Origin of the sequence: Streptococcus sp. oral taxon 061, assembly GCF_964211575.1 — a bacterium.
GTDB lineage: Bacteria > Bacillota > Bacilli > Lactobacillales > Streptococcaceae > Streptococcus.
In genome coordinates, this window is sequence record NZ_CAXOQQ010000003.1 from 1 (window position 1) to 16831 (window position 16831).

The window sequence follows — 16831 nt, forward strand, 5'->3', positions numbered from 1 at the left end:
TTAATATGATACTATGCGGGTGTAGTTTAGTGGTAAAACTACAGCCTTCCAAGCTGTTGTCGCGAGTTCGATTCTCGTCACCCGCTTTGAACTTTGTTCAAGTACCAAGTTTTTAACTTGGGCGCGTAGCTCAGGTGGTTAGAGCGCACGCCTGATAAGCGTGAGGTCGGTGGTTCGAGTCCACTCGTGCCCATTAATAGGAGAATTACTCAAGAGGCTGAAGAGGACGGTTTGCTAAATCGTTAGGTCGGGTAACTGGCGCAAGGGTTCGAATCCCTTATTCTCCGTAATTAAAGAGCTTTATAGCTCTTTTTTTATTTCCTTAGTCTTATATTATTTTTTTTTATAACTCTTAAACATTTGATATAATATAAGTGAAGTCACTACAATAATTAGATAACTTTAAAGGAGTTTTTTATGGAAGAAAAGGGTATTTTAGGAGTCTTGCTAGTTCTATTCATGAGTTTTTTTATGTTTGGCTGTAGTAATCATAACTCCGAAAATTCTAATCAGGGGCTTAGGCTATCAACAACTGTTAGTCAATCTAATACTAATGAACAAACTTCCGTAGAGTCTAAGAAAAATTTTAAAGAATTCTACAAGCCAGTTTTTGATAATTATAAAAAAATACTTTCTACACCGAAGGAAGTAAATGCAATCGCTGATCTCTATAAGAGTTTACAAGGCACTGAACGCCCTATCAATAGTTGGTCTCTTGAAAATGCGGTTTTTCAATCAGATAAGATGAGTTATGCTTATGCGGATCTTAATCAAGATGGTGTAGAGGAATTATTAGTAGGCGTTGAGCAATCTAATGGTGATTATTTTATTTCGGGTCTTTATTATCTTGTAAATGAGAAACCGATACTTTTAGCAGAAGGTTTTGTAGCCGGCCATGGTGGTGCTAGAAATTCTATGAATATCTATAAGGGTGGTGATATCCTGGAATTAAGTTGGTCCTCTGGTACAGGAGAAGGTAGAGGAGTACTCTATCATCTGAATTTAAACCAGCAAGTTGCAAGTAAACTACAAGAACAGGATATTCGAGTTCCTGGGAATAAAAGTTTACACTCTGACTTTGATAAGACAGAAGCTGAATTAATGAGCTTCAAGCAACTAGATTGGCAGAAATTTGAAAGATCTACTAGCACGACCATTTCGGGAGAAAAGCAAAAAGCACCATGGAATCCCAACAAATCTGCCAAACTAGAAGCTTTTATAAAGGGCTGGGGAGAAAGACTAGGACAACCCAATTACCAAAAGGGAATCGCAGGAGGAGATGTGGGGGCTGACCACCTCTATACACTTAGGGATGATGGACCAAGTGAGAAAATGAATGCTGAGTATACGGATACAGGTCTAGGAAATGCCCAGTACCGAATAGTAGAGCGTTATAGTAATTGGGATAAATACCCGGATGTTCATAGTTACTTCTTTGCGATAACTAAAACAGGAGAAGTGATTGTTTTTCATTCATCAACGACAAATGGTGGAATCATGTACTTAAAACCAACAGAAAATACAGAAATCCAAGCAGAGTTTAAACGTTTGGTAGAAGAAGAATAATCAATCATAATGGAGAGTTTGGCCTTAGCCAAGCTCTTTTTCTTATATATGATTTCAAATCAAAATCGTTGACAGATGTAATATCTAGTATTACAATATTATAATGATGATTACACTCTTATAAAAAGTGAGATAAGGATCTTAGCTTTTAAGGAGATGGTGAGGAAGAATATGATTGAATATAAAAATGTAGTCCTGCGCTACACGGATAAGGACATTTTAAAAGATGTCAATCTCCGCATTGAAAATGGAGAATTCATGGTGCTAGTGGGTCCTTCAGGATCTGGAAAGACAACCATGATCAAGATGGTGAACCGTCTCTTGGAGCCGACTGATGGCAATATCTACATGGATGGAAAACGGATCAAGGACTATGATGAACGGGAGTTACGTCTTTCTACTGGTTATGTTTTGCAGGCCATTGCTCTCTTTCCAAATCTAACTGTCGCTGAGAATATTGCACTGATTCCTGAGATGAAGGGCTGGAGTAAGGAACAAATAGCCTCTAAAACAGAAGAACTCTTAGACAAGGTAGGTCTGCCCGCTACAGATTATGCTCATCGTTTACCAAGCGAATTATCGGGTGGGGAGCAACAAAGGATTGGCATTGTGCGGGCGATCATTGCAGAGCCAAAAATCTTACTGATGGATGAGCCTTTCTCTGCTCTCGATGCCATTTCTCGCAAGCAGTTGCAGGCTCTGACTAAAAAATTGCACAAAGAGTTTGGTATGACCACTATCTTCGTGACTCATGACACAGACGAAGCCTTGAAATTAGGCGATAGAATAGCTGTTTTACAGGATGGAGAAATACGCCAGGTTGCAAAACCTGAAACAATTTTACAAGCACCTGCGACAGACTTTGTAGCAAACTTGTTTGGAGGTGGCCTTCATGTCTAATTTCATTTCAACCTTTCAGGAGAGATTTAGTGAATGGGTAACTGCTCTGGGGCAACACTTACAATTATCTCTTTTGACCTTATTGGTCGCTATTTTTCTGACCATCCCACTTGCGGTTTTTCTAAATGGTCACAAAAAAGCAGCGACCTGGGTGCTACAAGTTGCGGGTATCTTCCAGACCATTCCTTCAATGGCCTTGTTGGGGCTCTTTATTCCTTTCATGGGGATTGGAACCTTACCAGCACTCACAGCCCTGGTCATTTACGCTATTTTCCCGATTTTGGAAAATACAATCACAGCCCTGAACGGCATTGATCCTAGTCTTGAGGAGGCAGGGATTGCTTTTGGGATGACCAAGTGGGAGCGACTCAAGAAGTTTGAAATTCCACTTGCCATGCCTGTCATTGTATCGGGGGTTCGAACAGCGACCGTTATGATCATTGGTACAGCGACTCTAGCAGCTCTTGTGGGAGCTGGTGGATTGGGCTCCTTTATCCTTTTGGGAATTGATCGTCGGAATGCTAGTCTCATTTTAATCGGAGCAATCTCATCAGCCATCTTGGCCATTCTCTTTAATGTCATTCTCAAATACTTGGAAAAGGCAAAGTTGCGTATGATTGTTTCGACCTTTGCTATCATGGTCCTTGGTTTGGGAGTTAGTTATGTTCCAAGCATCATTCCACATAATGAGAAAGACAATCTCGTCATTGCTGGGAAGTTGGGACCTGAACCTGAGATTCTCATGAATATGTATAAACTTCTCATCGAGGAAAATACGGATATGACGGTGACGGTCAAGCCTAACTTTGGGAAGACAGATTTCCTTTATCAAGCGCTGAAAAAAGGGGACATTGATATCTATCCAGAATTTTCTGGAACAGTGACAGAGAGTCTCCTCCAATCATCTCCACAAATTGGGCATGACCCGGAAAAGGTTTACGAGGTGGCTCGTGATGGTATTGCCAAACAGGATCAACTAGCCTTTCTTAAACCCATGGCTTATCAAAATACTTATGCTATAGCAGTTCCTAAAAAAATTGCGCAAGAATATGGGCTTAAGACGATTTCAGACTTGAAAAAAGTAGAAGGACAGCTCAAGGCGGGATTCACTCTAGAGTTTAATGACCGTGAGGATGGAAACAAGGGCTTGCAGTCTGTTTATGGATTGAATCTCAATGTGGCAACCATGGAGCCAGCTCTTCGCTACCAAGCCATCCAGTCAGGGGACATTCAAATTACAGATGCTTACTCAACAGATGCTGAAATTGCTCGCTATGATTTAGTGGTTTTGGAGGATGATAAACAACTCTTCCCTCCATACCAGGGCGCTCCACTCATGAAAGCTAAATTACTCGAAAAACATCCTGAGTTGGAAGCTGTTCTTAATAAACTAGCTGGTAAAATCACCGAGAGCCAGATGAGTCAGATGAACTATCAGGTTGGTGTGGAAGGTAAATCAGCTGAAGAAGTGGCGCGTGATTTTCTAGTCCAGGAAGGATTGCTGAAGAAGTAAACTCTAGTTAGCTTTAGCTACGAACTTGTTCAAATAAGTTAGAATGATAAACCCATCTTGCTTTTGTGCAGGATGGGTTTTTGTGTAAGTTTAAGTCAAGAAATAAATACAATTAGCTAATCTAATAGAATTAAAAGTGTAAGAACTAGAGTAGTTTTTTTTCAGACTTCATTTCCATGACGTCTAAGTAAAATCTCACTACTTGGTCTTCTTTATAAGATTTCCCCTTTTTCAGCCACCAGGTCAATGTTTCGATAAAGTTAGTTACGACAAAATGCTTGAGATAGGAAGTAGGAATATTAGAATAGGAAACTTGCAAGTCCTCTGCTACCATGGGGTAAACATGATGTTCTAGCTCTTTCTGTAATTGACGGAGGAAGTAGTCATTTTTTGAGAAAAGGAGACTGGTTACGTGGTCTTGATTTTTTTTGAAATGCTGAAAGATATGGGCCAGGTAGTCTTGTGGGGATAGGTGTTCAGCACGCTCAAAGAGATGATGAAAGAGCTTTTGGCAGAGTTCATCCAGTAGTAACTCCTTACTCTCGTAATGGCTGTAAAAAGTTGAGCGCCCTACATCAGCAAGGTCTATGATTTCCTGAACGGTGATGGCTTCGTAGTCTTTTTGGTTGAGTAAGTGCAAGAAAGCCTGATAGATAGCTTTTCGAGTCTTGCTAATGCGACGATCTTGACTAGTCATATGGACACTTTGAACAAACTGTTCAGTATCTTATAAAGTAAACAGTTTGCTCCTATCCTTTCTGTAATGAATGTTAGATAATGATAATGAACAGGATGTTCATGAATCTATTATATCAGAGGAAACAGGATTATGAAGACAAAACATGCAGTTTGGTTAGCTTTTTTCTTGAATTTGAGTTATGCTATTGTCGAGTTTATCGCTGGAGGAGTATTTGGTTCCAGTGCAGTTCTTGCTGATTCCGTTCATGACATGGGAGATGCAATCGCAATTGGGGTATCAGCCTTTCTTGAAACAATCTCCAATCGTGAAGAAGATAGTCATTACACCTTGGGCTACAAACGATTTAGCCTTTTGGGGGCCATGGTAACGGCTGTGATTCTGATGACAGGATCTGTTCTGGTAATCTTGGGAAATATAACGAAACTCTTTCATCCACAACCTGTCAATGATGAGGGTATTCTCTGGCTAGGAATCATTGCGGTTACTATAAATATGCTAGCGAGTTTAGTGGTTCGTAAAGGAAAAACAAAGAACGAATCTATTCTTAGCCTGCATTTTCTAGAAGATACCCTTGGTTGGATAGCAGTCATCCTGATGGCAATTATTCTCCGATTTACGGATTGGTATATCTTAGATCCTCTCTTGTCGCTTGTCATTTCCTTCTTTATCTTGTCAAAAGCCATTCCACGTTTTTGGTCTACTCTCAAGATTTTCTTGGATGCTGTGCCAGAAGGAGTAGATATCAAACAAGTCAAGAGTGACTTGGAGCAATTGGAGTATGTGGCCAGTGTCAATCAGATCAATCTCTGGACTATGGATGGTTTGGAGAAAAACGCCATTATTCATGTTTGTCTCGAGCATATCAAACATATGGAAGTTTGTAAAGAATCCATTCGCGACCTACTCAAAGATTGTGGTTTTCAAAATATTACCATTGAAGTGGATGCAGATGTAGCAAGCCACCAGGTCCATAAGCGCAATATGGTTGAGCTAGAGGCAAGCCATGATCACGATCATCATCATTGATGTGGCGTAGTATAAGTGAGCGAAAACTTCATAAAAAGTGTATACTTGAAGTAAGTTAGATACAGAGAGGTAAATGTTTATGAAATCAGCAGTCTATAAAAAAGCAGGTCAGGTTGGTATTGAAGAGGTTAAACGTCCAAGTATTCAAGAAGCGGATGATGTGATTATCCGCGTAGTTCGTGCTTGCGTATGTGGTTCAGACCTATGGAGTTACCGAAATCCAGATATTAAAGCGGGACATAAAAATAGTGGACACGAAGCGATCGGAATCGTTGAAGAAACTGGAGAAGCCATTACAACGGTCAAGCCCGGTGATTTTGTGATTGTGCCATTTACTCATGGTTGTGGGGAATGTGATGCCTGTCGTGCTGGATTTGATGGTTCTTGTGACAATCATATCGGAAATAACCTAGGAGGGAATTTCCAAGCTGAATATCTCCGCTTTCACTATGCCAATTGGGCACTTGTTAAAATCCCTGGACAACCGTCCGATTATACAGAAGGGATGCTTAAATCCCTCTTGACTCTGGCTGATGTCATGCCGACTGGCTATCATGCAGCGCGTGTGGCTAATGTGCAAAAAGGCGACAAGGTTGTCGTTATTGGGGATGGGGCTGTTGGCCAATGTGCTGTCATTGCGGCTAAGATGCGTGGAGCTTCACAAATTATCCTTATGAGTCGTCACGAAGATCGACAACAAATGGCCTTGGAGTCAGGAGCGACAGCTGTTGTGGCCGAACGTGGTGAAGAGGGCATTGCAAAGGTGCGTGAAATCCTCGGAGGAGGAGCAGATGCATCACTTGAGTGTGTTGGTACTGAGGCGGCTGTTGAACAGGCTCTGGGTGTCCTTCATAATGGCGGTCGTATGGGAATTGTTGGTGTGCCTCACTATAATAACCGTGCCCTTGGTTCGACCTTTGCTCAGAATATTTCTGTTGCGGGTGGAGCAGCTTCTGCAACAACATACGATAAGCAATTCTTGCTCAAAGCTGTTCTTGATGGTGATATCAATCCAGGTCGTGTCTTTACTTCAAGCTATAAACTGAAAGATATCGACCAAGCTTATAAGGCTATGGATGAACGCAAGACTATCAAGTCTATGATTGTGATGGATTAATACTCTTCGAAAATCTCTTCCAACCACGTCAGCTCTATCTGCAACCTCAAAACAGTGTTTTGAGCTGACTTCGTCAGTCTTATCCACAACCTCAAAGCAGTGCTTTGAGCAACCTGCGGCTAGCTTCCTAGTTTGCTCTTTGATTTTCATTGAGTATAAAAAGAAAACCTAATAGGATTTGAGAATCTCTATTAGGTTTTTTTATGTTCAAGTGTTGTGCTTAATGCAAGGTGCTTTCTCTTAACGTCAATTTGGTTCCAAGCATGGTGAGGCTTGGAATTTTACGACCGTGAAGGACTTCTCTGTTCAAAATATCCATTCCTGTACGTCCCATTTCTTCGGTGTAGACTGAGATACTGGAAAGGGGTGGGAACACTTGCTTGGTTAGAATAGTATCATTAAAGGAAATAATGCTGACGCGCTCTGGTATGCTGATGCTGGCTTCTTGAAGGGAGCGAAGAGCACCGATTGCCAAACTATCACTAGCTGCAAAAAAGGCTTGTGGAAGTTCATCTCCTAATTTTTCGATAGCCTCTTTCATCAAGTCATATCCAGATTGGGCAGTAAATAGTCCTTGGAAAATAAATTTATCGTTATAAATTCCTTTTTCTTGTGTATAGGATTTAAAGTAATCTAAGCGTTTATCTGCGATGACTTCTTCTTGGTCAGTAGTAGTTTCAAGACCGGATAAGATACCAATCTTCTTAATCCCGTGGTCTGTAAAGTAATCGACTACCTGTCTAACAGCATTATTAAAATCTGTAATGACACAGGTGTGTCCCAAGGCTATGGTGTCACTATCTAGAAAAACTAGAGGTTTTTGATATTCTTCAAATGATGCAATCTGTGCTTGGCTAAATTTTCCAATACAAAGAATTCCAATGACTTCTTCGCTAAGCGTAAAAGGTTGATCATTGAAATAGCGTAAGATTTCGTAATCTAATTCTTGTGCCCTATTTTCGATTCCTAGTCGAATCTGGTAGTAGTAGAGGTCTTCCAACTCACCTTGTTCGCTGACCCATTGGATAATGGCAATCTTTTGTTTAAGTTTGTGACTTTCGCCTGTTTTGAGATGTTTGGTATAACCTAGTTCTTCGGCGACAGTTAAAATACGATGTCGGGTTTCTTCTGTGACAGATAGACTCTGATCGCGATTGAGGACACGGGATACAGTTGCGATTGAAACAGAGGCTAACTGAGCAATATCTTTGAGTGTAGCCATAATTCCCCTCCTTTTTAGGTTATTATAGCATATTTTTCTATCTTTTTACTCATAGTTTAGTAAAATATCGGTAAAAATGTTGACCAAAGCAAAACCCTTGGGTACAATAGAAGAAAACGATTACAAGGTAAACTTTTTTACCTAACAAATTGTCAAAGGAGAATTCATATGACACAACATCTTACTGCTGATGCACTTCGCAAGGATTTTCTTGCTGTTTTTGGTCAAGAAGCAGATCAAACTTTCTTCTCACCAGGCCGTATCAACTTGATTGGGGAGCATACTGACTATAATGGTGGCCATGTTTTTCCGGCAGCTATCTCACTAGGAACTTATGGAGCTGCACGTAAGCGTGATGACCAAGTGTTGCGTTTCTACTCAGCAAACTTTGAGGACAAAGGCATCATCGAAGTGCCTCTGGCTGACCTTAAGTTTGAGAAAGAGCACAACTGGACCAACTATCCAAAAGGTGTCCTTCATTTCTTGCAAGAAGCTGGGCATGTGATTGATAAAGGTTTTGATTTCTATGTCTATGGGAATATCCCAAATGGTGCTGGTTTGTCTTCATCTGCATCCTTAGAGCTTTTGACTGGTGTCGTAGCAGAATACCTCTTTGACCTAAAATTGGATCGTCTAGATTTAGTAAAAATCGGGAAATTGACAGAGAATAACTTTATTGGGGTTAACTCGGGTATCATGGACCAATTTGCTATCGGTATGGGGGCAGACCAACGTGCCATTTATCTGGATACAAATAGTTTAGAATATGACTTGGTTCCCCTTGATTTGAAGGACAATGTTGTTGTTATCATGAATACCAACAAACGCCGTGAACTTGCGGATTCTAAGTACAATGAACGTCGTGCTGAATGTGAAAAAGCAGTAGAAGAACTCCAAGTGGCCTTAAATATTCAAACCTTGGGTGAATTGGATGAATGGGCTTTTGATGAATACAGCTACCTGATCAAAGACGAAAATCGTTTGAAACGTGCGCGCCATGCTGTTCTTGAAAATCAACGTACGCTTAAAGCGCAAGCGGCTCTTCAAGCAGGAGATTTAGACAAGTTTGGTCGTTTGATGAATGCTTCTCATGTTTCTCTCGAGCATGATTATGAAGTGACTGGTTTGGAATTGGATACCCTTGTTCATACAGCTTGGGCTCAAGAAGGTGTACTCGGTGCTCGTATGACAGGAGCAGGTTTTGGTGGTTGTGCCATTGCCCTGGTTCAAAAATATACGGTTGAGGCCTTTAAAGCAGCTGTTGGCAAGTACTACGAGGAAGTCGTTGGCTATGCTCCAAGCTTCTATATCGCTGAAGTTGCAGGTGGTACTCGCGTCTTAGATTAGGAGAGAAGGATATGGAAGCTGTAATATTTGATTTAGATGGCTTATTAGCCGATACTGAAATCATTTCTCTAAAAGTTTATCAAGAACTGCTTAGAGATTTTGGAATTCCTTTCACAGAAGAAACTTATTCTAGAGACTACAGTGGACATAGGGAAGAGGAGAATGTTCAACGATTTTTGGCCACCTATGATTTACCTTGGAACTTTGACCAAACCTTGGCAAAAGTTTATGAACTGGAAGCTCAAATCTTAGCTCAAGGTGTAAATTTAAAAAAAGGTGCTAAAAATTTGCTTACTTATTTGCAAAAAGAAGGCGTTCCAATCGCTTTAGCAACATCAAGTGTTGAATCTCGGGCTAGAATGATCTTGGATAGCAATAGTATACTGTCCCTATTTGACCATCTAGTTTTTGCAAAAGATGTGAAGCGAAGCAAACCATACCCTGATATATTTTTAAAGGCCTGTAGTGATTTGAACGTTTTACCAGAGAATTGCTTGGTACTAGAGGATAGTGAAGCAGGGATTGAAGCGGCGTATAGAGCTGGGATTCCAGTTATTTGTATTCCAGATTTAAAAATACCAGCACAGTCTTTCTTAAATAAAACAGAACAAGTTTTTCAGGATTTGGATGCTGTTAGAGACTATTTAGAAAGTCAGAAGGAGGTTTTCTAGTGACCTTAGTAGAAAGATTTGTGACCAAAGTCATTGCTGAAAGTAGCTTTGAAGAGTTGGATCGTATCTATCTGACCAATCGCGTCTTAGCATTGGTTGGAGATGAAGTTCTCGAAGTTAAGACTGACCAAGATAACTTGATTGACCTCAAAGACCAGCTTGTCGAGGAAGCCGTTCGATTAGGGACGATTGAAGATAGTCTGGCTGCGCGTGAAATTCTTGGAGCTGACCTCATGGACTTGGTAACACCGTGTCCGAGTCAGATTAATCGTGACTTTTGGGCTACTTATGCCCAGTCCCCAGAGCAGGCGATTGCGGACTTCTACCAACTCAGTCAAAAGAATGACTACATCAAACTAAAGGCTATTGCAAAAAATATTGCTTATCGTGTACCGTCTGACTACGGAGAACTGGAGATTACCATCAATCTGTCTAAGCCTGAAAAGGATCCGAAAGAGATTGCGGCAGCTAAGTTAGTCAAGTCTAGCAGCTATCCTCAGTGTCAGCTTTGTATGGAAAATGAAGGCTACCACGGTCGTGTCAATCATCCAGCTAGAAGCAATCACCGTATTATCCGTTTTGATATTTCTGGGCAGGAGTGGGGCTTCCAATATTCGCCTTATGCGTACTTTAATGAACACTGTATTTTCCTAGATAGCCAACATCGTCCCATGGCCATTAGTCGCCAAAGCTTCGAGCGTTTGTTAGCGATTGTGGAGCAGTTCCCAGGCTACTTTGCTGGTTCGAATGCTGATCTACCAATCGTGGGTGGGTCTATCCTGACACACGATCATTATCAAGGCGGTCGTCATGTCTTCCCAATGGAAGTGGCTCCTTTACAGAAAAACTTTACTTTTGATGGTTTTGAATCTGTCAAAGCAGGAATTGTTCAGTGGCCTATGTCTGTGATTCGATTGACGTCGGATTCAAAAGACGATTTGATAAATCTTGCTGAGAAAATCTTACTAGCTTGGCGTCAGTACTCAGATCCAAGTGTACAGGTCTTGGCAGAAAGCAATGGAACTCCGCACCATACTATCACACCGATAGCCCGTAAACGAGATGGACAGTTTGAGTTGGATTTGGTCTTGCGGGACAATCAAACATCCCCAGAGCATCCAGACGGTATCTATCATCCTCACAAGGATGTCCAACATATCAAGAAGGAAAATATCGGCTTGATTGAGGTTATGGGCTTAGCAATCTTGCCCCCACGCTTGAAGGAAGAAGTAGAGCAAGTAGCAGCTTATCTAGTCGGAGAGGAAGTATCAGTCGCAACTTATCACCAAGAATGGGCAGATGAGTTGAAAGAATCCCATCCTGGATTGACTGATAAAGACCAAGCTCTCGAAATTGTCCAAGAATCTGTTGGTAAAATCTTTGCTCGGGTATTGGAAGATGCAGGGGTTTACAAGCAAACCGAAGAAGGACAGGCAGCCTTTATGCGCTTTGTCGAGCAAGTTGGAGTTTTACCTGAATGAGTGCTTCTCCCTTGCACAGAGTCTTGAAAAGTAGTATCATAGTGTCGTTTGAAATATCAGGAGGAACGTATGAAAGATTTTCACTTTGACGCTATATCTGCCTTTGAAAACTACGAAATTGAAAAAATGAGAGATGGCCACGTTGTGGTAACGACAAAAGTAGTGGACTCATCACTCAACTATTATGGGAATGCTCATGGGGGCTATCTATTTACCCTTTGTGACCAAATCAGTGGTCTTGTGGTGATTTCGCTAGGCTTAGATGGAGTGACACTCCAGTCTTCTATCAACTATCTGAAAGCTGGAAATCTAGGGGATGTTCTCACTATCAAAGGAGAATGTGTCCATCATGGACGTACCACTTGTGTCGTCGATGTTGATATCACTAACCAAGATGGTCGAAATGTCTGCAAGGCAACCTTCACCATGTTTGTCACAGGCCAACGGTCTGAAGATAGACAGGTGAGGATATAAAAGAAAGAATGAGTAGGAAAAATTATCCTACTCATTTTAGCTTGTTAATGAAGTTCCATAGAAATATAGACGAGTGGTAAAATACCAAGCTAATGGTTACTTATATGTGGTATAATAATAAGTATGAATATTGAACAAACGAAAAAAGTTATTCTACAACCATTCACTAAATGGACAGGCGGTAAACGACAATTATTACCTATCATAAAAGAACTTATGCCTGAAACGTATAATGATTATTATGAACCTTTTATCGGAGGGGGGGCATTATTTTTTGATTTAGCTCCTGAAAGGGCTGTTATTAATGATTATAATGCCGAGTTAATCAACTGTTATCAACAAATTAAGGATAATCCTCAGGAGTTAATTGACTTATTGAAGTATCATCAAGAAAATAATTCAAAAGATTATTACTTACAATTACGCTCAGCTGATCGTGATGATAGAATAAACAATATGTCCGATGTCCAAAGAGCTGCTCGAATTCTATATATGCTAAGAGTCGATTTTAATGGCTTATATCGAGTGAATTCTAAAAATCAATTTAATGTACCATACGGTAGCTATAAAAATCCTAAAATTGTTGATGAAGAGTTGATATCTGTTATTTCAAATTTTCTAAATAAAAATCAAATAGAGATTAGAACAGGCGATTTTGAGGATGCACTCTTAGATGTTAAAGAAGGTGATTTTATCTATTTCGATCCTCCTTATATTCCATTATCTGAGACAAGCGCTTTTACATCGTATACTCATGAAGGTTTTTCTTATGAGGACCAAGTTAGATTAAGAGATACATTTAGGAGACTAAGTGATGCAGGCGCTTATGTAATGTTGTCAAATTCATCGAGTCATTTAGTAGAGGAATTATATCGAGATTTTAATATCCATTATGTAGAGGCTACACGAACAAATGGAGCTAAATCTTCCAGTCGAGGAAAAATTTCTGAAATTATAGTCACAAATTATGAAAATTAACGAATATAAGTATGGGGGTGTTTTAATGACAAAACCATACTATAATAAAGACAAAATGATTCTTGTTCATGCAGATACGTTTAAATTATTATCAAAAATGAAACCAGAGAGTATGGATATGATCTTTGCGGACCCGCCATATTTTTTAAGTAATGGTGGGATATCTAATTCGGGGGGACAAGTTGTTTCCGTTGATAAAGGAGATTGGGACAAGATTTCTTCATTTGAGGAAAAGCATGAGTTCAACCGCAGATGGATTCGTTTAGCAAAAGAAGTTTTGAAGCCTAATGGGACTATATGGATTTCAGGGAGTTTGCATAATATTTACTCAGTTGGAATGTCATTAGAGCAAGAAGGTTTTAAAATTCTAAATAATATTACTTGGCAGAAAACAAACCCTGCACCCAATTTATCCTGTCGTTATTTTACTCATTCTACTGAAACTATTTTATGGGCAAGAAAAAATGATAAAAAAGCTCGTCATTATTACAATTACGATTTGATGAAAGAGCTAAATGATGGTAAGCAAATGAAAGATGTTTGGACAGGTTCATTGACGAAAAAAGCTGAGAAATGGGCTGGCAAGCATCCAACACAAAAACCAGAATATTTATTGGAACGTATAATTTTGGCTTCTACTAAAGAAGGTGACTATATTTTAGACCCGTTTGTAGGAAGTGGAACAACTGGAGTAGTTGCTAAACGCTTAGGTAGAAGATTTATAGGCATTGATGCTGAAAAAGAATATTTGAAAATTGCAAAGAAGAGGTTGGAATATACACAATGAAAAAGGGTGGCATTGGAGGAGCAAACACTAAAACAGGTTTAGCTTTTGAAATACAAACGGATTTCCCTACATTTTTATCCAAACAATCAGGTTATAGTATTAAAAATATTGACCTTGATACAAAGAGACAGGGGAAGGGTGAAAAGGCAAAAATTATCAAAGGAACGAAAAAACGTTCAAAACCAATGAGATGGAGAATCGATTTTTTAGGAGAAGAAGTTGGACAGATTTTCCAAAAAGACGGCCTATATCGCTATTTTGATGAGATTGATGATTTTGATTATACTAAAATCATATCCGCCAAATTATTGCCTGATGAAGCAATCTTTGTTATTAGTAAGAATACTGTATATATCATAGAGAAAAAAACACAGAGTGGTGGAGGAAGTGTAGATGAAAAGTTGCAAACATGTGATTTTAAATTAAAACAATATAAAAAACTCTTTTCTCCGTTAAATAAAGAAGTTTGCTATTCTTATTTATTGGATAAAGATTGGTTTAAAAATCCTCGTTATAAAGATACTTTAGATTATATTATTAGTGTTGGATGTAAATATTATTTTAATTATATTCCATTAGATGCGATTGGCTTACCATTACCTAAACAAGAGGAAAATTAATTATGAATTTTAAAAATTATTTAATAAAATCCCCACAAGAAAGGTTAACGATTTTCTTAGAATCATTATCAATTACCAATAGAACTCCAGAGTATTATGTGAATTGGAAGAAAGTTGACCGTGAGACAAAGAAGTATGAATTAGAATTGAATACTTTGAACTACTTAATTGGTAAAGATGATATTTATTCAGAAGCTTTACGTTTATTCACTAAACAACCTAATTTGTTAAAAGCAATTCCTAGCCTAATTGCAAGTCGTGATAGAGTTTTAGATATTCTTACAATAGACAATGATGATAATATGTCTTTTGAGCAATTGGATTTCAAAACGATAGACACTAGTAGAATAGATGATTACTTGAAATTTATCGAGCAATCTGGTTTATTAAATTTTTTACAACAACATGCTAATCGTTCATTAGTTGATTATGTTTATGGAGTAGAGACTGGATTAGATAGCAATGCACGAAAAAACCGAAGTGGAACAACCATGGAGGGGATTTTAGAGAGACATGTAGCAAAAATTTCTCAGGAACAAAAATTGGAATGGAAATCTCAAGCTACAGCCCAATTTATTAAGGATAAGTGGGGAATTAAAGTACCTGTTGATAAATCTGAGAGAAGATTTGATGTTGCAGTTTATTCCCGAGAAAAACATAAGGTTTGGCTGATTGAAACAAATTACTATGGTGGAGGAGGAAGTAAATTAAAAGCAGTAGCTGGTGAATTTACTGAACTTAGTCAATTCGTGGTCACATCAGATGATGCTGTTGAATTTGTATGGGTTACGGATGGTCAAGGATGGAAAACTGCACACTTACCATTAGCAGAAGCATTTAGTCATATTACTAATGTGTTTAACTTAGAAATGTTGAGAGAAGGATTTTTATCTGAATTGTTTCGACAATAGACTTGTTGAACTTTAAAATTAGGTAAGTGACAAAAGAAATAAGAAAAAGAGGCACATGCCTCTTTTTCTTATTACTTTCCCACTCTAATGCTTTATTATTCTATTCACTAAATCTTAAAAAATAGCCATCTGGGTCTAGAACTGCAAATTCATGAGGGTAGATATATTGTTCACCAACCCGAAATTCTCTTTTAGTCAAAGGACGATGAATAGGATAGTTAGACTCGATTACTTTCTGATAGAGTCTAGGAACATCCTTTATGCCAAAGGAGATATTGACTCCACAACCGAAAGGATAAGTCAGTTGGGATAATTCTTCTGCGTTGCCTTCTTCTAGCATAAGTTGGCAGTCTTCAAGCGAGAGGAAGAGAAATTTCTCCTCTGGACGCTCGTATTCGACAGAAAATCCCAGCAAGTCGCAGTAGAAGTGGCGTGACTTTTCGAGGTCAGATACTACAAATTCAGGAATGACAGCTTGATAGTCCATTAGCTTTCTCCTTAGAGCTCAATCTCCAAGACAATTGGTGTATGGTCTTGGCGTGCGCCTGAGTCAATCATGTCTGACTTGGTAACCTTGTCTGCTACACGGTTACTTGTGAGCCAGTAGTCGATTCTCCAGCCTGTGTTGTTGATTTTTGAAGTCTTGCTCCGTTGTGCCCACCAAGTATAGCGTTCTGGCACATCGCCATGGATATGGCGGAAGGTATCTGTAAATCCTTTGGCTAAAAGGTTTGTAAATCCTTCACGCTCTTCGTCTGTAAATCCTGGTGAACGGCGGTTGCTGGCTGGGTTTGCAAGGTCAATTTCCTTGTGGGCAACATTGTAGTCTCCGGTTGCTAGGACAGGTTTTTGTTTGTCTAGTTGAGCCAAGTACTCCGCATATTTGACATCCCAGACTTGACGTTCTTCCAAGCGTTTGAGGCCATCTCCAGCATTAGGAGTGTATACTTGAGTCACGAAAAATGTATCAAATTCTAGGGTAATGATACGGCCTTCAGAGTCCATGGTAGAAGGAGCACCGATTTCTGGGAAGCTGATAGTTGGAGTCAGTTCTTTCTTATAGAGGAACATGGTTCCAGCATAGCCTTTACGAGCAGGCTCTTGAGAGGAACGCCAAGTATTTTCATATCCAGGGAAGAGTTCTTCTAACACCTCGAGGTGTTTTTTAGTAGGCCCTGTAGCTGAAAGCTTGGTTTCTTGGATAGCGATAATATCGGCATCTTCGGCTACCAAGGTTTGGAGGACGTCTTGTGATAATTTCGCACGCGCAGAATCACTTGTCAATGCTGCATTGAGGGAATCAATATTCCATGAGATCAATTTCATAATGTTTACCTTTTCATTCAGATTATAGACAATATTATACCAGAAAAAGAAGCAATTCCCCAGCGTATAGTTTGAAAAATCAAGGTCATTCCTATATAATAAAGAATGATTTATGTAAAAGATTGAAAATAAATGAAATGTTACTCCTTTGAGTATCTTTATCGCTGAATATGACAAAGTTTAAGTTAGTGT

At 39.4% G+C, this 16831-nt stretch carries 17 protein-coding genes and 3 tRNA genes; 16 read left to right on the forward strand and 4 right to left on the reverse strand.

Annotation, left to right across the window (positions count from 1 at the left end):
* Positions 1 to 15 precede the first annotated feature (15 nt).
* From AB8E63_RS02785 to AB8E63_RS02810, 6 genes are all read left to right on the forward strand, one after another.
* Positions 16 to 86: transfer RNA gene (locus AB8E63_RS02785), tRNA-Gly, on the forward strand.
* A 33-nt stretch (positions 87 to 119) separates the two neighbouring features.
* Positions 120 to 193: transfer RNA gene (locus tag AB8E63_RS02790), tRNA-Ile, on the forward strand.
* Positions 194 to 199: 6 nt separating this feature from the next.
* Positions 200 to 287, forward strand: a tRNA-Ser gene (locus AB8E63_RS02795).
* A 130-nt stretch (positions 288 to 417) separates the two neighbouring features.
* Positions 418 to 1566 carry a DUF4767 domain-containing protein gene (locus AB8E63_RS02800; protein ID WP_368909831.1) on the forward strand — a complete coding sequence of 383 codons (1149 nt, stop codon included), beginning with the start codon at positions 418 to 420 and terminating at the stop codon, positions 1564 to 1566.
* A gap of 171 nt (positions 1567 to 1737) precedes the next feature.
* Positions 1738 to 2466, forward strand: coding sequence for an ABC transporter ATP-binding protein (locus AB8E63_RS02805; protein WP_368909832.1), 729 nt, complete (start codon positions 1738 to 1740; stop codon positions 2464 to 2466).
* Positions 2459 to 3979 carry an ABC transporter permease/substrate-binding protein gene (locus AB8E63_RS02810; RefSeq protein WP_368909833.1) on the forward strand — a complete coding sequence of 507 codons (1521 nt, stop codon included), beginning with the start codon at positions 2459 to 2461 and terminating at the stop codon, positions 3977 to 3979. Before AB8E63_RS02805 ends, AB8E63_RS02810 begins: the two co-directional genes overlap by 8 nt.
* A 145-nt stretch (positions 3980 to 4124) precedes the next feature.
* Here AB8E63_RS02810 and AB8E63_RS02815 read toward each other — a convergent pair whose 3' ends face one another.
* Positions 4125 to 4676 (reverse strand): TetR/AcrR family transcriptional regulator, encoded by a 552-nt coding sequence (locus tag AB8E63_RS02815; RefSeq protein ID WP_368909834.1) that lies wholly within the window; start codon positions 4674 to 4676, stop codon positions 4125 to 4127.
* 132 nt (positions 4677 to 4808) lie between these two features.
* Between AB8E63_RS02815 and AB8E63_RS02820 the strand changes: the two genes are divergently transcribed.
* The gene (locus AB8E63_RS02820; RefSeq protein ID WP_368909835.1) at positions 4809 to 5705 is read left to right on the forward strand and encodes a cation diffusion facilitator family transporter; all 897 of its coding nucleotides are present in this window, start codon (positions 4809 to 4811) and stop codon (positions 5703 to 5705) included.
* Between the two features lie 79 nt (positions 5706 to 5784).
* On the forward strand, positions 5785 to 6822 hold the full coding sequence (locus AB8E63_RS02825; protein ID WP_368910016.1) for a zinc-binding dehydrogenase: 1038 nt from the start codon (positions 5785 to 5787) through the stop codon (positions 6820 to 6822).
* A gap of 220 nt (positions 6823 to 7042) precedes the next feature.
* Here the strand turns inward: AB8E63_RS02825 and AB8E63_RS02830 are convergent, their stop codons facing one another.
* The gene (locus tag AB8E63_RS02830; RefSeq protein WP_368909836.1) at positions 7043 to 8044 is read right to left on the reverse strand and encodes a LacI family DNA-binding transcriptional regulator; all 1002 of its coding nucleotides are present in this window, start codon (positions 8042 to 8044) and stop codon (positions 7043 to 7045) included.
* 168 nt (positions 8045 to 8212) lie between these two features.
* Between AB8E63_RS02830 and AB8E63_RS02835 the strand changes: the two genes are divergently transcribed.
* The 8 genes from AB8E63_RS02835 to AB8E63_RS02870 all read left to right on the forward strand — a co-directional run bounded on the left by AB8E63_RS02835 (position 8213) and on the right by AB8E63_RS02870 (position 15313).
* The gene (locus tag AB8E63_RS02835) at positions 8213 to 9391 is read left to right on the forward strand and encodes a galactokinase (RefSeq protein ID WP_368909838.1); all 1179 of its coding nucleotides are present in this window, start codon (positions 8213 to 8215) and stop codon (positions 9389 to 9391) included.
* A gap of 11 nt (positions 9392 to 9402) precedes the next feature.
* Positions 9403 to 10062, forward strand: coding sequence for an HAD family hydrolase (locus tag AB8E63_RS02840; RefSeq protein WP_368909840.1), 660 nt, complete (start codon positions 9403 to 9405; stop codon positions 10060 to 10062).
* Complete coding sequence (locus tag AB8E63_RS02845; protein WP_368909841.1) at positions 10062 to 11543, forward strand: UDP-glucose--hexose-1-phosphate uridylyltransferase; 1482 nt, start codon at positions 10062 to 10064, stop codon at positions 11541 to 11543. The genes AB8E63_RS02840 and AB8E63_RS02845 overlap by 1 nt, the downstream gene beginning before the upstream one ends.
* A 69-nt stretch (positions 11544 to 11612) precedes the next feature.
* Entirely contained in the window at positions 11613 to 12017 is a 405-nt protein-coding gene (locus AB8E63_RS02850; RefSeq protein ID WP_036759319.1) for a PaaI family thioesterase, read from the forward strand.
* A 123-nt stretch (positions 12018 to 12140) separates the two neighbouring features.
* Positions 12141 to 12995 carry a DNA adenine methylase gene (locus AB8E63_RS02855; protein ID WP_368909843.1) on the forward strand — a complete coding sequence of 285 codons (855 nt, stop codon included), beginning with the start codon at positions 12141 to 12143 and terminating at the stop codon, positions 12993 to 12995.
* Positions 12985 to 13782 carry a site-specific DNA-methyltransferase gene (locus tag AB8E63_RS02860; RefSeq protein WP_368909844.1) on the forward strand — a complete coding sequence of 266 codons (798 nt, stop codon included), beginning with the start codon at positions 12985 to 12987 and terminating at the stop codon, positions 13780 to 13782. Before AB8E63_RS02855 ends, AB8E63_RS02860 begins: the two co-directional genes overlap by 11 nt.
* Positions 13779 to 14402 carry a hypothetical protein gene (locus tag AB8E63_RS02865; RefSeq protein WP_368909845.1) on the forward strand — a complete coding sequence of 208 codons (624 nt, stop codon included), beginning with the start codon at positions 13779 to 13781 and terminating at the stop codon, positions 14400 to 14402. The genes AB8E63_RS02860 and AB8E63_RS02865 overlap by 4 nt, the downstream gene beginning before the upstream one ends.
* Positions 14403 to 14404: 2 nt before the next feature.
* Entirely contained in the window at positions 14405 to 15313 is a 909-nt protein-coding gene (locus AB8E63_RS02870; RefSeq protein ID WP_368909846.1) for a type II restriction endonuclease, read from the forward strand.
* Positions 15314 to 15413: 100 nt separating this feature from the next.
* Here AB8E63_RS02870 and AB8E63_RS02875 read toward each other — a convergent pair whose 3' ends face one another.
* Complete coding sequence (locus tag AB8E63_RS02875; protein WP_368909847.1) at positions 15414 to 15800, reverse strand: bleomycin resistance protein; 387 nt, start codon at positions 15798 to 15800, stop codon at positions 15414 to 15416.
* Positions 15801 to 15811: 11 nt separating this feature from the next.
* Positions 15812 to 16639 (reverse strand): exodeoxyribonuclease III, encoded by an 828-nt coding sequence (locus AB8E63_RS02880; protein ID WP_006152698.1) that lies wholly within the window; start codon positions 16637 to 16639, stop codon positions 15812 to 15814.
* Positions 16640 to 16831: the final 192 nt, after the last annotated feature.

Coding starts and splice junctions, on each gene's coding strand:
- AB8E63_RS02800 (WP_368909831.1), top strand. CDS start 418: ATGGAAGAAAAGGGTATTTTAGGAGTCTTGCTAGTTCTATTCATGAGT.
- AB8E63_RS02805 (WP_368909832.1), top strand. CDS start 1,738: ATGATTGAATATAAAAATGTAGTCCTGCGCTACACGGATAAGGACATT.
- AB8E63_RS02810 (WP_368909833.1), top strand. CDS start 2,459: ATGTCTAATTTCATTTCAACCTTTCAGGAGAGATTTAGTGAATGGGTA.
- AB8E63_RS02815 (WP_368909834.1), bottom strand. CDS start 4,676: ATGACTAGTCAAGATCGTCGCATTAGCAAGACTCGAAAAGCTATCTAT.
- AB8E63_RS02820 (WP_368909835.1), top strand. CDS start 4,809: ATGAAGACAAAACATGCAGTTTGGTTAGCTTTTTTCTTGAATTTGAGT.
- AB8E63_RS02825 (WP_368910016.1), top strand. CDS start 5,785: ATGAAATCAGCAGTCTATAAAAAAGCAGGTCAGGTTGGTATTGAAGAG.
- AB8E63_RS02830 (WP_368909836.1), bottom strand. CDS start 8,044: ATGGCTACACTCAAAGATATTGCTCAGTTAGCCTCTGTTTCAATCGCA.
- AB8E63_RS02835 (WP_368909838.1), top strand. CDS start 8,213: ATGACACAACATCTTACTGCTGATGCACTTCGCAAGGATTTTCTTGCT.
- AB8E63_RS02840 (WP_368909840.1), top strand. CDS start 9,403: ATGGAAGCTGTAATATTTGATTTAGATGGCTTATTAGCCGATACTGAA.
- AB8E63_RS02850 (WP_036759319.1), top strand. CDS start 11,613: ATGAAAGATTTTCACTTTGACGCTATATCTGCCTTTGAAAACTACGAA.
- AB8E63_RS02855 (WP_368909843.1), top strand. CDS start 12,141: ATGAATATTGAACAAACGAAAAAAGTTATTCTACAACCATTCACTAAA.
- AB8E63_RS02860 (WP_368909844.1), top strand. CDS start 12,985: ATGAAAATTAACGAATATAAGTATGGGGGTGTTTTAATGACAAAACCA.
- AB8E63_RS02865 (WP_368909845.1), top strand. CDS start 13,779: ATGAAAAAGGGTGGCATTGGAGGAGCAAACACTAAAACAGGTTTAGCT.
- AB8E63_RS02870 (WP_368909846.1), top strand. CDS start 14,405: ATGAATTTTAAAAATTATTTAATAAAATCCCCACAAGAAAGGTTAACG.
- AB8E63_RS02875 (WP_368909847.1), bottom strand. CDS start 15,800: ATGGACTATCAAGCTGTCATTCCTGAATTTGTAGTATCTGACCTCGAA.
- AB8E63_RS02880 (WP_006152698.1), bottom strand. CDS start 16,639: ATGAAATTGATCTCATGGAATATTGATTCCCTCAATGCAGCATTGACA.